This is a genomic window from Pseudomonas fuscovaginae SE-1, assembly GCF_000364705.1.
Classification (GTDB): domain Bacteria; phylum Pseudomonadota; class Gammaproteobacteria; order Pseudomonadales; family Pseudomonadaceae; genus Aquipseudomonas; species Aquipseudomonas fuscovaginae_A.
This window is the reverse complement of record NZ_AQOH01000120.1, coordinates 1-18,175: the sequence shown is the minus strand read 5'-3', so window position 1 is coordinate 18,175 and position 18,175 is coordinate 1. Positions and strand designations below refer to the sequence as shown.

Below are 18,175 nucleotides of genomic sequence, written 5' to 3'. Positions count from 1 at the left end.
CGGGTGAGCCCGCGGCTGCCGCTCAGCGTCGGCAGGGCCAGGCACAGGCCGCGCAGGATGAACACCAGGTGTTCTTCGGCCCGCCGCATTTCGCCGGCCGGGCGCTGGCGCACGCGCTCCAGGTACTTGACCCGCATCAGTTGGGCGAAGAACGTCTGGAAGTAGTCGGCCAGGTCGCAGGGACGGTTCGACCAGGGCAGGAAGTACGGGCGCTCTTCATCGGCCTGGGGATCGACGACCGGGCAGATTTCCTCGATGCCATAGAGCAACTGGTGGGCGGTTTCGCGCACCAGTGATTCTTCGATCTCGAGCAGCGAATGGTCCCTGGCCGATAGCAGGATCGCACCGCTGTAGCGTCGGGCCGAGCCGCTGCGGAAGCGGCCATCCGGCAGGTAGCAGATGAGCCGGACCAGATGGTGGAACTGCTCGTGGCAGCCGGGCCAGGTCAGGGCGATGCGCGACAGCGCGACATTCACCACGTCGCTGAAGAAATGAATGCAATAGCCGCTGTTCTGCAGAAGCTGGCGGGTCGCGTCGTCGCTCGGGAATTCGTAGCAGGGGGAGAGCTCGGCGACGATCAGCGGGTCGATATCGAAGCGCTGCACGGGCGGGCGGTTGGCCGGTCGTTGCCCGGCGGCGGCCTGGGCGAGGCGCCGCAGCAGCTCCGGCAACGCCCGCAGGCTTTCCAGCAGGGCGCTGCGAGCCGATTGCACACCGTCGAGAACCTGGTAGGTCAGGCAGACGGAGCGGCGTGCCCAGATCTGGAAGGCCGGTTCATTGAGCGTTGCCCGTCGTTCAACGGCGGGCAGCAGGATCAGGCTGGCGGTGCTGGCGAAGAACCCGTCGAGTTCGGGGGTGGCGGGAAACAGGCGATAGGCTTCGGCATAGAGGGTGGCGAGGGTGGTGTAGCGGTCCTGGTCGATCTGGTCCAGCAGGCGACTGAAGCGGTTGGGAGACGCGTCGGGCATGAAAGTATTGTGCTCGAACAGATTGTCGAGTTCAGCCGGATGTTTCGGATGCATGCGGGATGGCCTCCTGGCACAAGTTTCCGTTTTTATCGTGGAAGTCCATTTTCTGGACTTTGCCCTATGACTTGCCCTTTACCTTCGTGGTTGCTGAGGCTTTGAATCTAAAGGGGTGTAGAGCGATCCTGCTATTGGGTGAACCTGAATATAACGACTTGATTTCCATTTTCAATATTCTTTAAGTTTCTTCGGATAAGGCACTTTGTTGTTTTATTTTTATTTATCCGGGAGTTTCCCTACATATGTTTTTTTGAGAGATAAGTCTGTAGGCCAATTCTCTTCGGCTTGTTTTCGGTGATTCGCCGGGCCAGGAGCGGCACTCGGAGAACGTCATCCCTGGCAGGCGATCGACTGGCGGCTCTTGTCAGGAAACTCTCGCAGGAGTACAAATGTACTCCATGACGAATCTGACTCCTCGCCGTTCCGCCATCCTGACCTTCATCCGCGATCGCATCACGGACCATGGCCAGCCCCCGAGCCTCGCCGAGATCGCCGAGGCCTTTGGTTTCGCCTCGCGCAGCGTGGCGCGCAAGCACGTGGTGGCCCTGGCCGAGGCCGGTTTCATCGAGGTCAATGCCCATCAGGCGCGGGGCATTCGCCTGCTCGACCGGCCCGTGCGTCCGGCCCTGCTGGAAATCCCGCTGCTGGGGCGGGTGGCCGCGGGCCGGCCGATCGATGTCGATGCGCAGGTGCATGAGCGTCTGTGGCTCGACCCGGGGCTGTTTTCCCGCACTCCGGACTTCCTGCTGCGGGTCCAGGGTGATTCGATGATCGGCGACGGCATCCTCGATGGCGACCTGGTGGCGGTGCGGCGCAATGTCGAGGTGCGCAATGGCCAGATCGTCGTCGCCCGCCTCGACGGCGAGGTCACGATCAAGCGTTTCGAGCGCAACGCAACCGGCATTCGCCTGCTGGCGCGCAACCCGGCCTATGCGCCGATCGTCGTCGATCCGGAACACCAGGAACTGGCCATCGAAGGGGTGTTCTGCGGCCTGGTGAGGCAAGGCTGATGGGCGCCGTGGTTGCGCTCGACGCGCTGCTGGATGAGCGGCGGGTGTGGCGGGGCCGGCCGGCGGTACAGGCCACCCGTCTGCCATCGACCGGACATGCCCGGCTGGATGCGCTGCTACCCGGCGGTGGCTGGCCGGAGTCGGCGCTGACGGAAATCCTGGTGGCCGGCGAGGGCGTGGGTGAACTGCAACTGGTTTGGCCGACGCTGGCAAGGCTGTCGGCCAGCGCTGAGCGCGTCGTGCTGGTGGCGCCACCCCATGTGCCTTACCCCCAGGCCTGGTTGAGCGCCGGGGTCGACTTGCGGCAACTGTCGGTGATCCAGGCCACGCCACGCGATGCCCTGTGGGCCGCCGAGCAGTGCCTGCGCTCCGGCAGTTGTGGTGCCGTGCTGTGCTGGCCGCAACAGGCCGATGACCGCGCGCTGCGGCGCCTGCAGGTGGCAGCGGAAAGCGGCCAGACCCTGGCGTTCGCCTATCGTTCGCTGGAGGAGGCGATCAACCCGTCGCCGGCCGCTCTGCGTGTCGCCATCGATGGCCGGCCCGCGCAGTTGCGCGTGCTCAAGTGCCGGGGGGCGCTGGCCTGTCCGGAGCCGATTGCCTTCGGCGCGGGGCACTGAGGTTGGCATGCGCTGGGTCTGCATCGTGTTCCCGCAATTGGCGCTGGACGGCGTGCTGCGGCGAGTCCCCGAGCCCGATGCGCCGTTGGCGCTGCTGAGTGGTTCACCGCGGCGGCGGGTGTTGCGGGCGGTGAACGCTTCGGCCCGGGCCCTGGGTTTGCGTCCCGGGCAATCGCTGACGGCGGCCCATGCGCTGACCAAGGCCTTTGACACCGCCGAGTACGATCCGGCCGAAATCGAGCAGTGGCAGCAGTTGCTCGCCGCCTGGGCCTACCGTTTCAGTTCCCAGGTCAGCCTTCGTTACCCGCGCGCCCTGCTGTTCGAGATCGAGTCCAGCCTGGGACTCTTCGGTCCCTGGCCACAGCTGGAAGCCCGCTTGCGCCAGGAGTTGAACGAGCTGGGCTTTCGTCATCGCATCGTGGTCGCGCCCCATCCGGCGGCAGCCAGGGCATTGGCCAATGCCTACGATGGCCTGGCCCTGGCCGACGAGACGGCCTTGCGCCAGACCCTGGGGCAGATGCCCGTCGACCGGGTCGGGCTGGCGCAGGACGCGGTCACGGCCCTGTCGCGCATGGGGCTGCGTACCCTGCAGCAGGTGCTGGCGTTGCCCCGACACAGCCTGGCACGACGCTTCGAGGCGTCGCTGCTCAAGCACATCGATACCCTGCTGGGCGAGCGGCCGCTGGCCCTGGCGTTCTACCTGCCGCCGGACCGTTTCGCCGCGCGGATCGAGCTGAACTTCGACGTGAACTCCCATCAGGCCCTGCTGTTTCCCCTGCGGCGGCTGACCGGTGATCTGGCGGCGTTTCTCTGTGGTCGTGACAGCGGCGTACAGCGCTTCGACCTGCTGCTGGAGCACGCCGAGGGCGCCGACACGCGGGTCAAGGTCGGCCTGCTCAGCGCCGAACGCGATCCGGCGATGCTGTTCGAGCTGGCCCGTGGGCGCTTGGAGCAGATCCAGGTCGAGTCGGCGGTGCGGGGGGTACGTCTGGAGGCCGAGGACCTGCCGGCCTTCGTCCCGCAGCATCGCGAACTGTTCGATGAGCGCCCGCAGCAGTCCCTGCCCTGGGAACAACTGCGCGAGCGCCTGCGCGCCCGGCTGGGCGACGAGGCTGTGCAGGGCTTGTGCTTCCAGGCCGACCACCGGCCCGAATGCGCCTGGCAGCCGCTTTCGGCCAGTGCGCCGGGCCCTCTGTTCCAGGCCGGGCCGCTGCGTCCGGGCTGGCTGCTCAGGGAGCCTTTGCCACTGCCCGAGCAGGCAGTGCGGGTATTGCTCGGGCCGGAACGCATCGAGTCGGGCTGGTGGGATGGGGCGGACGTGCGCCGCGATTATTATCGGGTCGAGACCCGTGGTGGCCGGCAGGGTTGGGCCTATCGGCCGGTGGGTGAAAGCGGCCCGTTGCGGTTGCAGGGCTGGTTCGCATGAGTGACGAATACGCCGAGCTGCATTGCCTGTCGAACTTCAGTTTCCAGCGTGGGGCCTCCAGTGCCCGGGAATTGTTCGCGCGGGCCCGGGAGCAGGGCTATCAGGCCCTGGCGATCACCGACGAATGTACGCTGGCCGGTATCGTCCGTGCCTGGCAGGCGGCGCAGGACACCGAACTGCCGCTGATCATCGGCAGCGAGATGCAGATCGAGAACGGCCCGCGCGTGGTCCTGCTGGTGGAGGACCTGGCGGGGTACCAGGCGCTCTGTCGGCTGATCACCCAGGCCCGGCGGCGGGTGGAGAAGGGCCGTTATCAGGTGCTGCGCGAGGACTTCGACCAGGCGTTGCCGGGGTTGCTGGCCTTGTGGCTGCCCGGCCCGGAGCTGGTCGAGGCTGATGGCCTGTGGTTGCGCGAGCGTTTTCCCGAACGGCTGTGGCTGGCCGTGGAGCTGCATTGCGGCCAGGACGATGAAGGGCGACTGGCCCGCCTGCAGGCCCTGGCCGCTACCCTGGCGATTGCCGCCGTGGCCAGCGGCGACGTGCATATGCATGTGCGCAGCCGCCGCGCCTTGCAGGACACCATGACCGCCATCCGCCTGCATGTCCGCGTGGCCGATGCCGGGCAGCAGCTGTATGCCAATGGGGAGCGGCATTTGCGCAGCCTCGATGTCCTGCGCGGCATCTATCCGCCGGCCCTGTTGGCCGAGACCCTGGTGATCGCCCGGCGCTGCCGCTTCTCCCTCGACCAGTTGAATTACCAGTATCCCCGTGAGCTGGTGCCCGAGGGGCAGACGCCGGCCTCCTGGTTGCGCCACCTGACGGAGGAGGGGATTCGTCGGCGCTGGCCCGAGGGCATCAGCCAGCGGGTCCGGGCCCTGATTGAAAAGGAACTGAAGCTGATCGCCGAACTGGACTACGACAGCTATTTCCTGACAGTGCAGGACATCGTCCAGTTTGCCCGCAGCCAGGACATCCTCTGCCAGGGGCGTGGCTCGGCGGCGAACTCGGTGGTCTGTTATGCCCTGGGTGTTACCGAACTGAACCCGGACCGCACCAACATGCTGTTCGAGCGCTTCCTGTCCCGCGAGCGCAACGAACCGCCGGATATCGACGTCGACTTCGAACACGAGCGCCGAGAAGAGGTGCTGCAATACGTCTTTCGCCGTTACGGCCGGGGGCGGGCGGCCCTGACGGCGGTGGTCAGCACCTACCATGGTGCGGGGGCGGTACGGGATGTGGCCAAGGCGCTGGGCCTGCCATCGGACCAGGTCAACGCCCTGGCCGACGCCTGCGGGCGCTGGAGTGACGAACCACCGTCGGCCGAGCGCTTGCGGGAGAACGGTTTCGACCCCGACAGTCCGGTGTTGCGCCGGGTGCTGGGGTTGACCCGGCAACTGATCGGCTTTCCCCGACACCTGTCCCAGCACCCGGGCGGTTTCGTGATTTCCGAGCAGCCGCTGGATACCCTGGTGCCGGTGGAGAACGCCAGCATGGCCGAGCGGACAATCATCCAGTGGGACAAGGACGATCTGGACAAGGTCGGCCTGCTCAAGGTCGATGTGCTGGCGCTGGGCATGCTCAGCGCCCTGCGGCGCTGTTTCGACCTGGTGCAGCAGTACCGTGGCGGCCCGCGCTGGACCTTGGCGAGCATTCCGGCGGACGACGCGGCGACCTACGAGATGATCGGCCGGGCTGACACCATCGGCGTGTTCCAGATCGAGTCGCGGGCGCAGATGTCGATGCTGCCACGGCTCAAGCCGAAGAGTTTCTATGACCTGGTGATCGAGGTGGCGATTGTCCGGCCCGGGCCGATCCAGGGCGGTATGGTGCATCCGTACCTGCGTCGGCGACACGGCGATGAGCCTGATACCTATCCGTCGGACGATCTCAAGGAAGTGCTGGAACGGACCAAGGGCGTGCCACTGTTCCAGGAACAGGTGATGCAGATTGCGGTGGCCGCGGCCGGCTACACACCCGGTGAGGCCGACCAGTTGCGTCGCTCCATGGCGGCCTGGAAGCGTCATGGCGGACTTGAACCCCACCGTCAGCGACTGGCCGAGGGCATGGCGGCGCGTGGCTACAAGCCGGAATTCGCCGCGCAGATCTTCGAGCAGATCAAGGGCTTTGGCAGCTACGGTTTTCCCGAGTCCCATGCCGCCAGTTTCGCCCTGCTGACCTATGCCAGTTGCTGGCTCAAGTGCCATGAGCCGGCGGCATTCGCCTGTGCGCTGATCAACAGTTGGCCGATGGGCTTCTACAGCCCGGACCAGATTCTCCAGGATGCCCGGCGTCATCGCTTGCGGATTCGTCCGGTGGATGTCCGCGCCAGTGCCTGGGATTGCAGCCTGGAGCCGGACGAGGGGCCGCAGCCGGCGTTGCGCCTGGGGTTTAGGATGATTCGCGGGTTTCGCGAGGAGGATGCGCGGCAGATCGAGGCGGTCCGGCAGGGCAGGGGCTTTGCGGATATTGCCGAGCTGATCGAGCGGACCCGGCTCGATCCCCGGGCGCTTGAGTTGCTGGCGGATGCCGGGGCCTTGCGCGGCCTGGCGGGCAATCGTTACCGGGCCCGCTGGGAGGTGGCCGGGGTAGACCCGCAACTGGGGCTGTTCGCCGGTTTGTCACGGGAGACCGAGGCCGTGGTGGCATTGCCGCGGCCGAGTGTCGGCGAAGACCTGCAGGCCGATTATGCCAGCCTGGGCACGACCCTCGGGCCGCACCCGCTGGCCTTGCTGCGCGGGCAGTTGCGTACCCTGCGCTGTCGCAGTTCGCGGGAGTTGCAGACACTCGAGCCGGGGCGGTCGGTGAGCATCGTCGGCCTGGTGACCGGCCGCCAGCGGCCAGGGACGGCCAGCGGAGTGACCTTCGTCACCCTGGAAGACGAGTTCGGCAATACCAACGTGGTGGTCTGGCGCGATCTGGCCGAACGCCAGCGTCAGGTACTGGTGGGTGCGCAACTGTTACGGGTGGACGGGCGCCTGGAGGCCGAGGGAGATGTGCGCAACGTGATTGCCGGGCGCCTGAGCGACCTGGGTCCGATGCTGGCGGACATCACCGTGCGCAGCCGGGATTTCCGCTGATGTCCCTGACCTTCCGCAACCCGCCGTGGGAGGTGTCCACGACATCTGCGTCACTGCCAAACCCTGTAGGAACAGGGCTTGCCCGCGCACAGGCAGCCCGGACTCGCCCAAAATCATGCAGGCCCCACAAGTCCCGGGGGCTGCGCCTCAATCCTCAGCCTTGACCGTCGCCACATCGTCGGCCTTGACCCGCACCATTTTCCCGGAGATATCCCGGAACTCATAGAAACCATCGGCACCGTGGGTCTTGGGCATGTCCCTGGTCAGGTACTGGGTGCCGTTCTGCAAGGTCACGACCGTGGGCGTCGCGCAGCCGCCCAGCGTCAGCAGGGCTGCCGTCAACAGTGACAGACTCAGGGTTCTCGCTTTCATGGGAGTCTCCAGATTCAAGGGGTTATCGTCGGTATTGCAAATTGCCGGGGCAGACCGGGTGAGTGCCTGCATCGGCTGTGCCTATAATCGGCGCGAACGTTGTTCCCTGTCGCCAGCCGGAAGCCTTTCATGACCGATCTTTCGTCGTTCGCCATCACGCAAAAATGGCCTGCCCAACATCCAGACCGCATCCAGCTGTATTCGTTGCCAACCCCCAATGGGGTCAAGGTGTCGATCCTGCTCGAGGAACTGGGCCTGCCCTATGAGCCGCACCTGGTCAGCTTCGCCACCAACGACCAGTTGACGCCACAATTCATGTCGCTGAACCCCAACAACAAGATCCCAGCCATTATCGACCCGAATGGCCCGGGTGGCCAGCCGCTGCCACTGTTCGAGTCCGGGGCGATCCTGGTCTACCTCGCCGAAAAGAGCGGTCGCTTCATCGGCACGGATCCGGCCACCCGCTATGAAACCCTCCAGTGGTTGATGTTCCAGATGGGCGGGATCGGGCCGATGTTCGGCCAGCTCGGCTTCTTCAACAAGTTCGCCGGCAAGGACTACGAGGACAAGCGGCCACGCGACCGTTATGTCGCCGAAAGCAAGCGCCTGTTGGGGGTGCTCAACCAGCGCCTGGAGACGCGGCGCTGGATCATGGGCGACGACTACGGCATCGCCGATATCGCCACCTTCCCGTGGATTCGCAACCTGATCGGTTTCTACGAGGCTGGCGACCTGGTGGGTATCCAGGACTTCCCTCACGTCACCCGTGCGTTGGAAGCGTTCCTGGCCCGGCCGGCGGTGATCAAGGGGCTGACCATTCCGGGCTGAACCGGCCGTCCGAGGCTTTGCCGCTCAGCCCAGGCGATCGGCAAGCAAGGGCAGCAATTGCTCGCAGGAGGCTTCGAACTTGTGGTCCAGCAGTTCATAGTCGCAGGGTTCGTCGTGCAACAAGCCTGGCCTTGCGGGAGGAGAGCGGGACGTAGGATAGTCCCCTTGGGTGAAAGAACTCGTGAGGCTGGCCCCATGACCTACAGCATTCGCCTGGCCCGTGACGCGGATGCCGAAGCCATCAGCCAGGTGATCATCCAGGCGCTGCGCCAAAGCAATGCCGGGGACTATTCGGCAGCGGTGATCGATCGCGTCGAGCAGCGCTTCGGCCCGCAGGATGTGCGCAGCCTGCTGGGTATCCGAACGATGCTGGTGGCACAACAGGATGAACGGATCGTCGGCACCGCCAGCCTCGATGGCGAGGTGGTGCGCAGCGTGTTCGTGGCGCCGGATACCCAGGGCCTGGGTGTCGGTCGGGCGCTGTTGGTCGAGGTGTGCCGACTGGCCCGGGAGGCGGGCGTCGGTCTGCTGAAGGTGCCTTCGACGGTGACCGCCGAAGGCTTCTATGCCCGCTTGGGCTTCGAGGCCGTGCGCGATGCCTGGCACGGCGAGGAACGCACCATCGTCATGCAGCTACGGCTGGGGGCCTGACGACTCAGTCATCCCGGGTCAGCACTTCCAGCAACTCGATCTCGAACGTCAGATCGGCACCGGGCGCCACTCGCGAGCCCATGCCGCGTTCGCCATAGGCCAGGTGTGCCGGCACGAACAGCCGGCGCTTGCCGCCGACTTTCATGCCCATCAGGCCGATGTCCCAGCCCTTGATCACCCGGCCGGTGCCGATCACGCACTGGAACGGCTTGCCACGGCTGTAGGACGAGTCGAATTCGCGGCCATCGGCGAGTGTGCCGCGGTACTGGGTAGTGATCAGCGCGCCCTTGACCACGGCTTTGCCGTCGCCCTCGAGCAGGTCGGTGATCCGCAGTTCAGTCTCTGTCATGACTTCTCCAGGGTTGGCACCCCATGAATGATTTCCAGGTCGGGGTTTTCCCGCAGTTTCTGCGCCATGCGTCGGTCGAAATCGATGGCCAGCTCGGCCAGGGTCACTTGCCCCAGGCGGCTGATCAGCAGGGCCTCGGCCTCCTGCAAGACGTCGGTCAGGCGGGCGTTGACCGCCTGTTCCACCAGGCACTGTGGCTCCTCGCGGGAAAGGCCCATGGCGAACACCTCGGGCGCGCCGAGGGCGCGGTGGATATCGAGCAGGGTGACCTCGCTGAGCGGGCGCGCCAGGCTCCAGCCACCACCATGGCCTTTTTCCGAGCGCACGTAGCCATGTTCGCGCAGCCCGGCCAGGGTCCGGCGGACCACCACCGGGTTGGTGCGCAGCATCTGCGCGATGGTTTCGGATGTGGCGCGCTGATCGTGGCGGTCCATGTGGATCAGCACGTGCAGCATGCGGGAGAGGCGACTGTCGTTGCGCATGGGCCTTTCGCGGGGTGAGAAAACAGCCTGCACATATAGCAAAAAGCTCTCTCCGTAACAAGAAAGGTTACGGGAGTTGACGGGGTTGTGTTACGTAACTTATAAAGTTTCGTGAGCTGAATTGACGAGGAGTCTGCTCATGTCCCATTTCATCGTGGTGGTCGGTGCCAGTTTTGCCGGGCTGTCGGCGGCCATGCAGTTGGCGCGTGCCCGGCAGCGCGTCCTGCTGGTCGACTCGGGTCGGCCGCGCAACCGGTTCGCCGCGCATTCCCATGGGTTTCTCGGCCAGGACGGCCAGCCGCCCCTGGCGATTCGCGAGCAAGCCTTGCGCCAGTTGCTGCGTTATCCGACCGTCGAGTTCGTGCAGGGGGAGGTGGTTGCGGCGCGTCGGGACGAAACCGGCTTTGCCGTCGTGCTCGCCGATGGCCGGGAGGAGGTGGCTGCGCGGCTGGTCCTGGCCACCGGCTTGCGGGACGAACTGCCGGCAATTGCCGGCTTGCAGGAGCGCTGGGGCCATACGGTGCTGCATTGTCCGTACTGCCATGGCTATGAAGTGCGTGACCAGGCCCTGGGGGTGTTGGCGAGCATGCCGTTGTCCGCGCACCAGGCCGGCATGATTCCGGACTGGGGCCCTACGGTGTACTTCACCCAGGGCCAGTTCGAACCCGATGCCGAGCAACGGGCGCATCTGCAGGCGCGCGGCGTGCGAATCGAGCGGACTCCGGTGGTCGAACTGCTGGGTACGGAGCCGAAACTCGAGGCCGTACGCCTGGGCGATGGTCGCCTGGTCGAGGTGCGGGCGCTGTTCATCGGCCCGCGCACGCACATGGCCAGCCCGCTGGCCGAGCAACTGGGCTGCGAGTTCGAGGAAGGACCGACGGGCCCCTATCTGCGGGTGGATGCGCGCAAGGAGACCACGGTGTCGGGGGTGTTTGCCGCCGGTGATGCCGCCAGCCCGATGCATAACGCGACGCTCGCCTCGGCCGCCGGGGTCATGGCCGGTTTTGGCGTGCACCAGTCGTTGATGGCTGGAGCGCATAACCATTAAAAAGCTATAGGCCCATCATCCGCATGGATTAAGATAGCCACTGGCTATTTACCTTTTGCGTGCCCATGTTCAAGTTGGCGGGTTTTTACGGATGAGCGGGTGGATCGGGGCGCTGGTCGCGGTGCCGATGCTCGCCCTGATCGTCGTGTTCTGGTGGCGCGAGCGTTCGGCCCGGCGCGAGTTGGCCGAGTGCCGGGCGCTGTTGCACCGGTTGAACGAATGCGATCGGCGCGACGAGACCGGCGACGATGCCGAGCGTTTCCGGCGCAGCCAGTACTTCGCCCGGATCGGCACCTGGGACTGGGACGTCGATACCGAGAAACTCTACTGGTCGGAAGCCATCTACGGCATGTTCGGCTACAAGGTCGACGAAGTGGTGCCGTCCTACGAGCTGTTTTGCGCCAGCGTGCACCCCGATGACCGGGCCAGGGTGCGGGCCGGCGAGTTGCGCTGCATCGAGACCGGCGAGAACCACGACGAGGAATACCGGGTGATCTGGCCGGATGGCAGCATCCATTGGCTGCGCGAGACCGGCAACGTGGTGAAGAACGTTCATGACTCGGTGATCAAGATGATGGGTGTGGTCCGCGATATCAGCGAGGAAAAGGCCTGGGCCAGCCAGTTGCATACCCTGGCCCATAACGATGCCCTGACCGGATTGCCCAACCGCCTGGTGTTGGAAGAGCGGCTGTCCAGGGCCCTGGAGCGGGCCCGTGAGAGCGCAACGCGGGTGGTTCTGGTGTTTATCGACCTGAATGGTTTCAAGGCAATCAACGATGCCCATGGACACGCCGCCGGCGACCAGATCCTGATTGCCACCGCGAATCGCCTGAAGAACCTGATGCGGGTTTCCGACACCGTGGCCCGTATCGGCGGTGACGAGTTCGTGCTGATTGTCGAAGGGCTGGCGCAGCAGGGGATCGGCCTGTCGGAAGAAATTCACCGTCTGTGCGGCAAGGTGCTGGTCGAGCTGTCCGTTCCGATCGGCTTCGACGCACAGCAGGTGCGCATCGGTTCCAGTCTCGGCGTGGCGGTTTTCCCCGATCATGCCGTGAGCATGGACACCCTGATCCATATCGCCGACCTGGCGATGTACGACGCCAAGCGCAGCGGCAACAACCAGTACCGTCTGGGCCGATCGACGGCACTGGCGGCCAATGTCGACTGAATAGCCATTCGTCGCGCGAAACCGGCATAAACGCATGTGGGACATGCACGTCGTCCAGGCTGCGATTTCCTGTCCGAATAGAGTATTGTGGTGGTCTGCGCAAAAAAGTCATAAACCCGGGGTATCCGGGCAGTTATCAGATTGAGGGTGTCATGGGTCAGGAAAGCATCAACTGGGACAAACTGGGTTTCGACTACATCAAGACCGACAAGCGCTACCTGTCTTACTTCCGCCAGGGCGAGTGGGACAACGGCGTGTTGACCGAAGACAACGTCCTGCACATCAGCGAAGGCTCGACCGCGCTGCACTACGGCCAGCAGTGCTTCGAGGGCCTGAAGGCCTACCGCTGCAAGGACGGTTCGATCAACCTGTTCCGGCCTGACCAGAACGCCGCACGCATGCAGCGCAGCTGCGCGCGCCTGCTGATGCCGGCGCCGTCGACCGAAGCCTTCGTCGAAGCCTGCCGCCAGGTCATCAAGGCCAACGAGCGCTTCATTCCGCCTTACGGTACCGGTGGCGCGCTGTACCTGCGTCCGTTCGTGATCGGCGTCGGTGACAACATCGGCGTGCGTACCGCACCGGAGTTCATCTTCTCGATCTTCTGCATCCCGGTCGGCCCGTATTTCAAGGGCGGCATGAAACCGCACAACTTCGTGATCTCCAGCTACGACCGCGCGGCCCCCCAGGGAACCGGTGCGGCCAAGGTCGGCGGCAACTACGCGGCCAGCCTGCTGCCAGGTTCCGAAGCCAAGAAGAATGGTTTCGCCGACAGCATCTACCTGGACCCGCTGACCCATTCGAAGATCGAGGAAGTGGGTTCGGCCAACTTCTTCGGCATCACCGCCAACAACGAATTCGTCACGCCGAAGTCGCCCTCGGTCCTGCCGGGTATCACCCGCCTGTCGCTGATCGAGCTGGCCCAGTCCCGTCTGGGGCTGAAAGTGGTGGAAGGCGATGTGCTGATCGACAAGATCTCCGATTTCACCGAGGCCGGTGCCTGCGGTACCGCCGCGGTGATCACGCCGATCGGCGGTATCGAGTACCAGGGCAAGCTGCATGTGTTCCACAGCGAGACCGAGGTCGGTCCGGTGACCCAGCGCCTGTACAAGGAACTGACCGGCGTGCAGACCGGTGACGTCGAGGCGCCAGCAGGTTGGATCGTCAAGGTCTGATCGACTGAGTCCGGTTGTCCGAGGGCCCGGGGCGAGTGATCGCCCCGGGCTTTTCTGTTTGCGGGCCACTGTGGGCGGACCTTTTGCCGGATGACACTTGCCTGCGGCGCTATCTCGGAATACTGTATGGATGATCAGTATTCGAGTAAGTCCCATGCAGCTCATCGCCAAGCTCGGCATTCTCGCCGACGCCGCCAAATACGATGCCTCGTGCGCCAGCAGCGGCGCACCCAAGCGCAGCTCCCGTGGCCGTGACGGGCTCGGCGCCACCGACGGCACGGGTATCTGCCACAGCTTCACCCCGGATGGCCGCTGCGTCTCGTTGCTCAAGGTACTGCTGACCAACTTCTGCCTCTATGACTGCCAGTATTGCGTCAACCGCCGCTCCAGCAACGTGCCGCGGGCACGCTTCACGCCAGAGGAGGTGGTGCGCCTGACCCTCGATTTCTACCGACGCAATTGCATCAGCGGGCTGTTCCTCAGTTCCGGCATCATCCGTTCGGCCGACTACACCATGGAGCAGTTGATCCGCGTGGCGCGACTGTTGCGCGAGGAGCACCAGTTCCGTGGCTACATTCACCTCAAGACCATTCCCGATGCCGACCCCTTGCTGATCGAGGAAGCCGGGCGCCTGGCGGACCGCTTGAGCGTGAACATCGAGCTGCCCACCGAGGCCAGCCTCAAGCGCCTGGCACCGGAGAAGCGGGTGACCAGCATCCGCCAGGCCATGGGGACCATTCACCTTGGCCAGCAGGCGGTGGCCGGGGAGCCCAGGGCACCGCGTTTCACGCCGGCGGGGCAGAGTACCCAGGTGATCGTCGGTGCCGATGCCACGGACGACCGCACCATCCTGCGCAATGCCGAATCGCTCTACCAGGGCTATGGCCTGCGGCGCGTCTACTACTCCGCATTCAGCCCGATCCCCGACAGTCCCGGCAGCGTGCCGCTGGCCGCGCCACCGCTGTTGCGTGAGCACCGCCTGTACCAGGCCGACTTCCTGATGCGTGGCTATGGCTACAAGGCTGGCGAACTGTTGGAGCAGTCGAGCAATCTGGACCTGGACATCGACCCCAAGCTCGCCTGGGCGCTGGCCAACCGCGAGGTCTTCCCGCTGGACGTGAACCGGGCCGAACCGGCCTTGCTGGCACGTATCCCCGGGATCGGCCTGCGCAGCGTGCAGCGCATGGTCGCGCTGCGCAGGGAACGACGCATTCGCTACGACGACCTGATCCAGTTGCGCTGCGTGCTGGACAAGGCTCGGCCGTTCATCGTCACCAGCGACTATCGACCGTCCCAGGCGGAAGCGTGCAGCGGCCTGCTGCGTACCCGCCTGCGTGAGCCTCAGGCCCCGCTGCAGATGGGGTTGTGGGGATGATCGCGCTGGACTGTGACGACGACTTCGCGACCTGGCGTGGCCAGGCACGGACTCTGCTCGGACATGGTATCGACCCGGTCGACGTGACCTGGAGCCAGGGGCCGGTGGCTGATCTGCTGGCTGGTTCCACCCCCTTGCCGACTGGTCCTGGCGTGTTCTGCGCGCGGGTACCGGCAGCCTTGCTCACACAACTGGAGCAGGCTGCCCGCTATCGGGGCGAGCAGCGCTGGAACCTGCTGTATGAAGTGCTGTGGCGTGTCGCCCATGGTGACCGGACCGCCATGCTGGCTGGTGATCGCCTGGGCAGTGAGTTGCAACGGCGGATCCGCCAGGTGGGCCGGGAAGCCCATCACCTTCACGCCTTCGTGCGTTTCGTACCGCTGCCCGAAGCCTTGGCCGAGCGGCTGCAACTGGACCTGGTGGCCTTCCATGAGCCGGCCCATGACATCCTCGCCAGTGCCAGCGGCCATTTCGCCGAGCGCCTGGGCCGACAACGCTGGCTGATCGCGACGCCGCGTGACGGCATCCGTTTCGATGGCGAAACCCTGGATTATCGGCGCCACTGCCCCGAGCCGTGGCGACAGTGGGCCCGTCATGCCGAGGATCCCGGTGCCGAATTGTGGCTGACCTATTACCGGCATATCTTCAACCCGGCTCGGGTCAATCCCGACGCGATGCGTCAGCACATGCCTGGGCGTTTTTGGCGACACCTGCCGGAGGGGCCGCTGATTCCCCGGCTGGTGGGGCAGGCACGACAGGGCAAGCAGCGCGACGGTCAGGCGCAGGAGGTCGGGCTGCAGGAAGGCAAGCGGATCACGGGTGGGAAGGGCTCGCCAGGCCAGGGGCTGGCGAGCTGAGGCCACCCAGGGGCGATCAGGCCAGGTGGGTGAACAGATAGGCTTCCGGCAGGCGCGACTTCGGCAGGCTGGCATTGAAGTCGCTGTCGCTGCGGTAGCCCAGGCAGACCAGTACCACGCTGGTGAGGCCCTGCGCATGCAGGTTCAGTTCGGCATCTACCGCCTTGGCATCGAAGCCTTCCATCGGCGTGGCATCGATACCCAGCGAGGCGGCACCGAGCAGCAGGGTGCCGAGGGCCAGGTAGGTCTGCTTCTCCATCCAGTGCTGCAGGTCCTTCTGCTCGTAGCGATGCAGGTCGACGAAACCCGCGCGGATCTGTTGCTGGCCGCTCCGGGCAGTATCGCTGGCGAAGCGCCCATCTTCCTGCTCCTGGTGCAGGATCTTTTCCAGGTGGCTGTCGGTCATGCTGGTGCGGGTGCACAGGACGATCACATGAGAGGCGTTCAGGATCTTCGGCTCGTTGTAGGCGAAGCGTCCTTCGGCGCCCTTGGCCAGGCGTGCCTTGCCCTCGGCTGTCGAGGCAACGATGAAGTGCGAAGGCTGCGAGTTGACCGAGGAGGGCGCATTGCGCAACAGCGTCAGCAGTTCATCGATGGCCGCCTGGGGGATGCGTTTCGAGGCATCGTAGGCCTTGGTGGTATAGCGCTGGGCGGTAATGTGCGCGAGGTTCATCAATGACTCCATGCAAGCAGGATGAGGTGTTGGCGCTGATTCTGATCTTCGTTTAAGGAGAGATAAAGGGGTAGGATCGGTTAGCTCTTTCACTTCTGGTGTGAAAATGATCCGATTCGACGATTTGGCACTGTTCGTCCGCTCCGCCGCCCTGGGGAGCTTTTCCAATGCCGCCCGCGAAGTGGACCTGCTGCCCGGCCAGGTCAGCGCGGCGATCCAGCGCTTGGAGCGTGAGCTGGATATTCGCCTGTTTGCCCGCTCGACCCGCAGCCTGCGCCTGACCGCCGAAGGTGAACGCTACCTGCCGTATGCGCGGGGCGTACTGGAAACGTTGCGTGAAGGCCACGAACAACTTCACGTCGAGCGCCTGGAACTGCAGGGCACCCTGCAGATGGCGGTCTCGTCCGACCTGGGGCGCAACCTGCTGTCCCTCTGGCTGATCGAGTTTCGCCGCCTGCATCCGCGACTGATCCTGCGCCTGTCGGTGTCTGACCAACTGTCCGATGTGTTCCGCGATCCGGTCGATGTCGCCGTGCGTTATGGCCAGTCCGCTGACGCGAGCTTCGTGGCCTTGCCGCTGGCGGAGAACCGTCGGGTACTGGTGGCGGCTCCGTCCTATCTGGAGGCCCACGGGCGCCCACGTATCCTGGAAGACCTGGCCCGGCACGACTGCCTTTGCTATGTACTGCAGGGCCGCTACTACGACAAGTGGGCGTTCTACAAGGACGGCCAGCGCCGGGAAGTTTCGGTGACGGGCACGCTGTTCTGCGATGATGCCGATGTGGTGCGGCACTGGGCGTTGGCGGGTGAGGGCATCATCTACAAGGCCTGGCTGGAAGTGCGCGCGGATATCGCGGCCGGGCGGCTGGAACTGTTGCTGCCCGAATACCATGGCGAGAACACCCGGCTGCAACTGGTATGCCCGCATCGCCGACAGATCTCCGCCTCGGTGCAGGCCCTGTACCGGTTTCTCCAAGGAAAATTCCGCGAGTTGGATCGGCAGGGACCATTGTTGCCCCCCTGAAAACCGGTGGTGGCTACAACGCAAAGGCACCCAAGGTGGCGGGCATGTGTTTCCCTGATTCACAGTTTCATCCTGGCTAGAACGCAATCCCTTGAAAATCATAAGCTTGCGAAATGTGTCGAATACGGAAAATTGGCGCCGGTGAACTTGCTTCAAGGGGAGGGGATGTATATATTCGTGCCCTTGTCGCACTGGTACCGCAAGGTCACGGGCTGATCGGACCCGCGTGAGCCAACGTGTCGACCGCTTCATCGCGCTGCCGCCCGAATGGCGAAATTGGTAGACGCATGGGACTTAAAATCCCCCGTTCGTAAGGACGTGCCGGTTCGACCCCGGCTTCGGGCACCATCTCAGATTCCATAGAACGCTTACGAGATCTCTGGAAGCCTTGAAAAACCTGCCTTCTGGCGGGTTTTTTCGTTTTTCCCTTCCGTCGGGTTCCAGGCTTGTACACGGAAATCCAGTCGTTTTAAGGGTACTCTTAGGGGTAGTCTCCGGTTCGAAAAAGGAGAGTACCCTTATGCCGCGTACTACGACTCCTCTCACTGATCTGGCTTGTCGCTGCGCCAAATCCGCTGATCGCCCGTACAAGCTCTTCGACGGCGATGGTCTCTATTTGCTCATCCAGCCCAATGGTCGTAAAGGTTGGCGTTTGAGGTATGTGAAACCAGATGGGCGGGAAGGGTTAACCGCCTTTGGCAACTACCCGGTGATCGGCCTAGCTGAGGCGCGGCAGAAGCGTATAGAAGCAAGGCAGATGCTTGCGGACGGTATTGATCCTGTCGAAAGCAGACGTAAGGCTCAGATGCAAGATGTGGTCAATGGTGCAACCTTTGAAAGTGTTGCGCTGGACTGGCACAAAAGGATGTCTATCAAGTGGTCGCCTGATCACGCCAAAACTGTCTTGAATCGGCTTAAAGCCGATGTTTTTCCATTGATCGGCGCCCGAGCGATTGTGGGCCTAGATACCTATGACTTGAAGATCCCCAAGCTGCGCCAGGGCAGCTATTTTCCCGGTTTT

General features: G+C 64.4%; 18 protein-coding genes and 1 tRNA gene. 14 read left to right on the top strand and 5 right to left on the bottom strand.

Features of this window, described 5'->3' with window-relative positions:
* On the bottom strand, positions 1–1,022 hold a 1,022-nt coding region (locus K675_RS0112570; protein ID WP_017903871.1), incomplete at its 3' end, for an aKG-HExxH-type peptide beta-hydroxylase.
* 392 nt (positions 1,023–1,414) lie between these two features.
* Here K675_RS0112570 and lexA point away from each other — a divergent pair.
* Genes lexA through K675_RS0112545 form a run of 4 tightly spaced genes read left to right on the top strand, consistent with a single transcriptional unit; the run spans position 1,415 to position 7,155 of the window.
* Positions 1,415–2,035 carry a transcriptional repressor LexA gene (gene lexA / locus K675_RS0112560; protein WP_017903869.1) on the top strand — a complete coding sequence of 207 codons (621 nt, stop codon included), beginning with the start codon at positions 1,415–1,417 and terminating at the stop codon, positions 2,033–2,035.
* Entirely contained in the window at positions 2,035–2,652 is a 618-nt protein-coding gene (gene imuA, locus K675_RS0112555; RefSeq protein ID WP_017903868.1) for a translesion DNA synthesis-associated protein ImuA, read from the top strand. Before lexA ends, imuA begins: the two co-directional genes overlap by 1 nt.
* A 7-nt stretch (positions 2,653–2,659) precedes the next feature.
* On the top strand, positions 2,660–4,078 hold the full coding sequence (locus K675_RS0112550; protein WP_017903867.1) for a Y-family DNA polymerase: 1,419 nt from the start codon (positions 2,660–2,662) through the stop codon (positions 4,076–4,078).
* Positions 4,075–7,155, top strand: a complete 3,081-nt coding sequence (locus tag K675_RS0112545; protein WP_017903866.1) for an error-prone DNA polymerase — start codon at positions 4,075–4,077, stop codon at positions 7,153–7,155. Before K675_RS0112550 ends, K675_RS0112545 begins: the two co-directional genes overlap by 4 nt.
* A gap of 147 nt (positions 7,156–7,302) precedes the next feature.
* On the opposite strand, the gene K675_RS0112540 is transcribed toward K675_RS0112545, so the two are convergent.
* Positions 7,303–7,527, bottom strand: a complete 225-nt coding sequence (locus K675_RS0112540) for a YgdI/YgdR family lipoprotein (protein WP_017903865.1) — start codon at positions 7,525–7,527, stop codon at positions 7,303–7,305.
* Between the two features lie 129 nt (positions 7,528–7,656).
* Here K675_RS0112540 and K675_RS0112535 point away from each other — a divergent pair, with 129 nt between their 5' ends.
* The gene (locus K675_RS0112535) at positions 7,657–8,355 is read left to right on the top strand and encodes a glutathione S-transferase N-terminal domain-containing protein (protein ID WP_017903864.1); all 699 of its coding nucleotides are present in this window, start codon (positions 7,657–7,659) and stop codon (positions 8,353–8,355) included.
* 195 nt (positions 8,356–8,550) lie between these two features.
* Complete coding sequence (locus K675_RS0112525) at positions 8,551–9,006, top strand: GNAT family N-acetyltransferase (protein WP_017903862.1); 456 nt, start codon at positions 8,551–8,553, stop codon at positions 9,004–9,006.
* A 4-nt stretch (positions 9,007–9,010) separates the two neighbouring features.
* Here the strand turns inward: K675_RS0112525 and K675_RS0112520 are convergent, their stop codons facing one another.
* Both K675_RS0112520 and K675_RS0112515 read right to left on the bottom strand, forming a co-directional pair.
* Entirely contained in the window at positions 9,011–9,355 is a 345-nt protein-coding gene (locus K675_RS0112520) for an FKBP-type peptidyl-prolyl cis-trans isomerase (RefSeq protein WP_017903861.1), read from the bottom strand.
* The gene (locus K675_RS0112515; RefSeq protein WP_017903860.1) at positions 9,352–9,837 is read right to left on the bottom strand and encodes an Rrf2 family transcriptional regulator; all 486 of its coding nucleotides are present in this window, start codon (positions 9,835–9,837) and stop codon (positions 9,352–9,354) included. The genes K675_RS0112520 and K675_RS0112515 overlap by 4 nt, the downstream gene beginning before the upstream one ends.
* Before the next feature lie 139 nt (positions 9,838–9,976).
* Here K675_RS0112515 and K675_RS0112510 point away from each other — a divergent pair, with 139 nt between their 5' ends.
* From K675_RS0112510 to K675_RS0112490, 5 genes are all read left to right on the top strand, one after another.
* A complete protein-coding gene (locus K675_RS0112510; RefSeq protein ID WP_017903859.1) occupies positions 9,977–10,885 on the top strand; it encodes an NAD(P)/FAD-dependent oxidoreductase in 909 nt (302 codons plus the stop codon).
* Positions 10,886–10,976: 91 nt separating this feature from the next.
* Positions 10,977–12,053 carry a sensor domain-containing diguanylate cyclase gene (locus K675_RS0112505; RefSeq protein ID WP_017903858.1) on the top strand — a complete coding sequence of 359 codons (1,077 nt, stop codon included), beginning with the start codon at positions 10,977–10,979 and terminating at the stop codon, positions 12,051–12,053.
* A gap of 152 nt (positions 12,054–12,205) precedes the next feature.
* Complete coding sequence (locus K675_RS0112500; protein ID WP_017903857.1) at positions 12,206–13,225, top strand: branched-chain amino acid aminotransferase; 1,020 nt, start codon at positions 12,206–12,208, stop codon at positions 13,223–13,225.
* Positions 13,226–13,379: 154 nt separating this feature from the next.
* The gene (locus tag K675_RS0112495) at positions 13,380–14,600 is read left to right on the top strand and encodes a putative DNA modification/repair radical SAM protein (RefSeq protein WP_017903856.1); all 1,221 of its coding nucleotides are present in this window, start codon (positions 13,380–13,382) and stop codon (positions 14,598–14,600) included.
* Complete coding sequence (locus K675_RS0112490; protein WP_017903855.1) at positions 14,597–15,457, top strand: TIGR03915 family putative DNA repair protein; 861 nt, start codon at positions 14,597–14,599, stop codon at positions 15,455–15,457. The genes K675_RS0112495 and K675_RS0112490 overlap by 4 nt, the downstream gene beginning before the upstream one ends.
* Positions 15,458–15,473: 16 nt before the next feature.
* Here K675_RS0112490 and K675_RS0112485 read toward each other — a convergent pair whose 3' ends face one another.
* Positions 15,474–16,130: an oxygen-insensitive NAD(P)H-dependent nitroreductase NfsB gene (locus K675_RS0112485; protein WP_017903854.1), complete on the bottom strand. Its 657-nt coding sequence runs from the start codon at positions 16,128–16,130 to the stop codon at positions 15,474–15,476.
* Positions 16,131–16,236: 106 nt separating this feature from the next.
* Here K675_RS0112485 and K675_RS0112480 point away from each other — a divergent pair, with 106 nt between their 5' ends.
* The 3 genes from K675_RS0112480 to K675_RS0112470 all read left to right on the top strand — a co-directional run.
* Positions 16,237–17,154, top strand: coding sequence for a LysR family transcriptional regulator (locus tag K675_RS0112480; protein WP_017903853.1), 918 nt, complete (start codon positions 16,237–16,239; stop codon positions 17,152–17,154).
* Between the two features lie 261 nt (positions 17,155–17,415).
* Positions 17,416–17,502 (top strand) — tRNA-Leu (locus K675_RS0112475).
* Positions 17,503–17,674: 172 nt separating this feature from the next.
* On the top strand, positions 17,675–18,175 hold a 501-nt coding region (locus tag K675_RS0112470; RefSeq protein WP_017903852.1), incomplete at its 3' end, for an integrase arm-type DNA-binding domain-containing protein.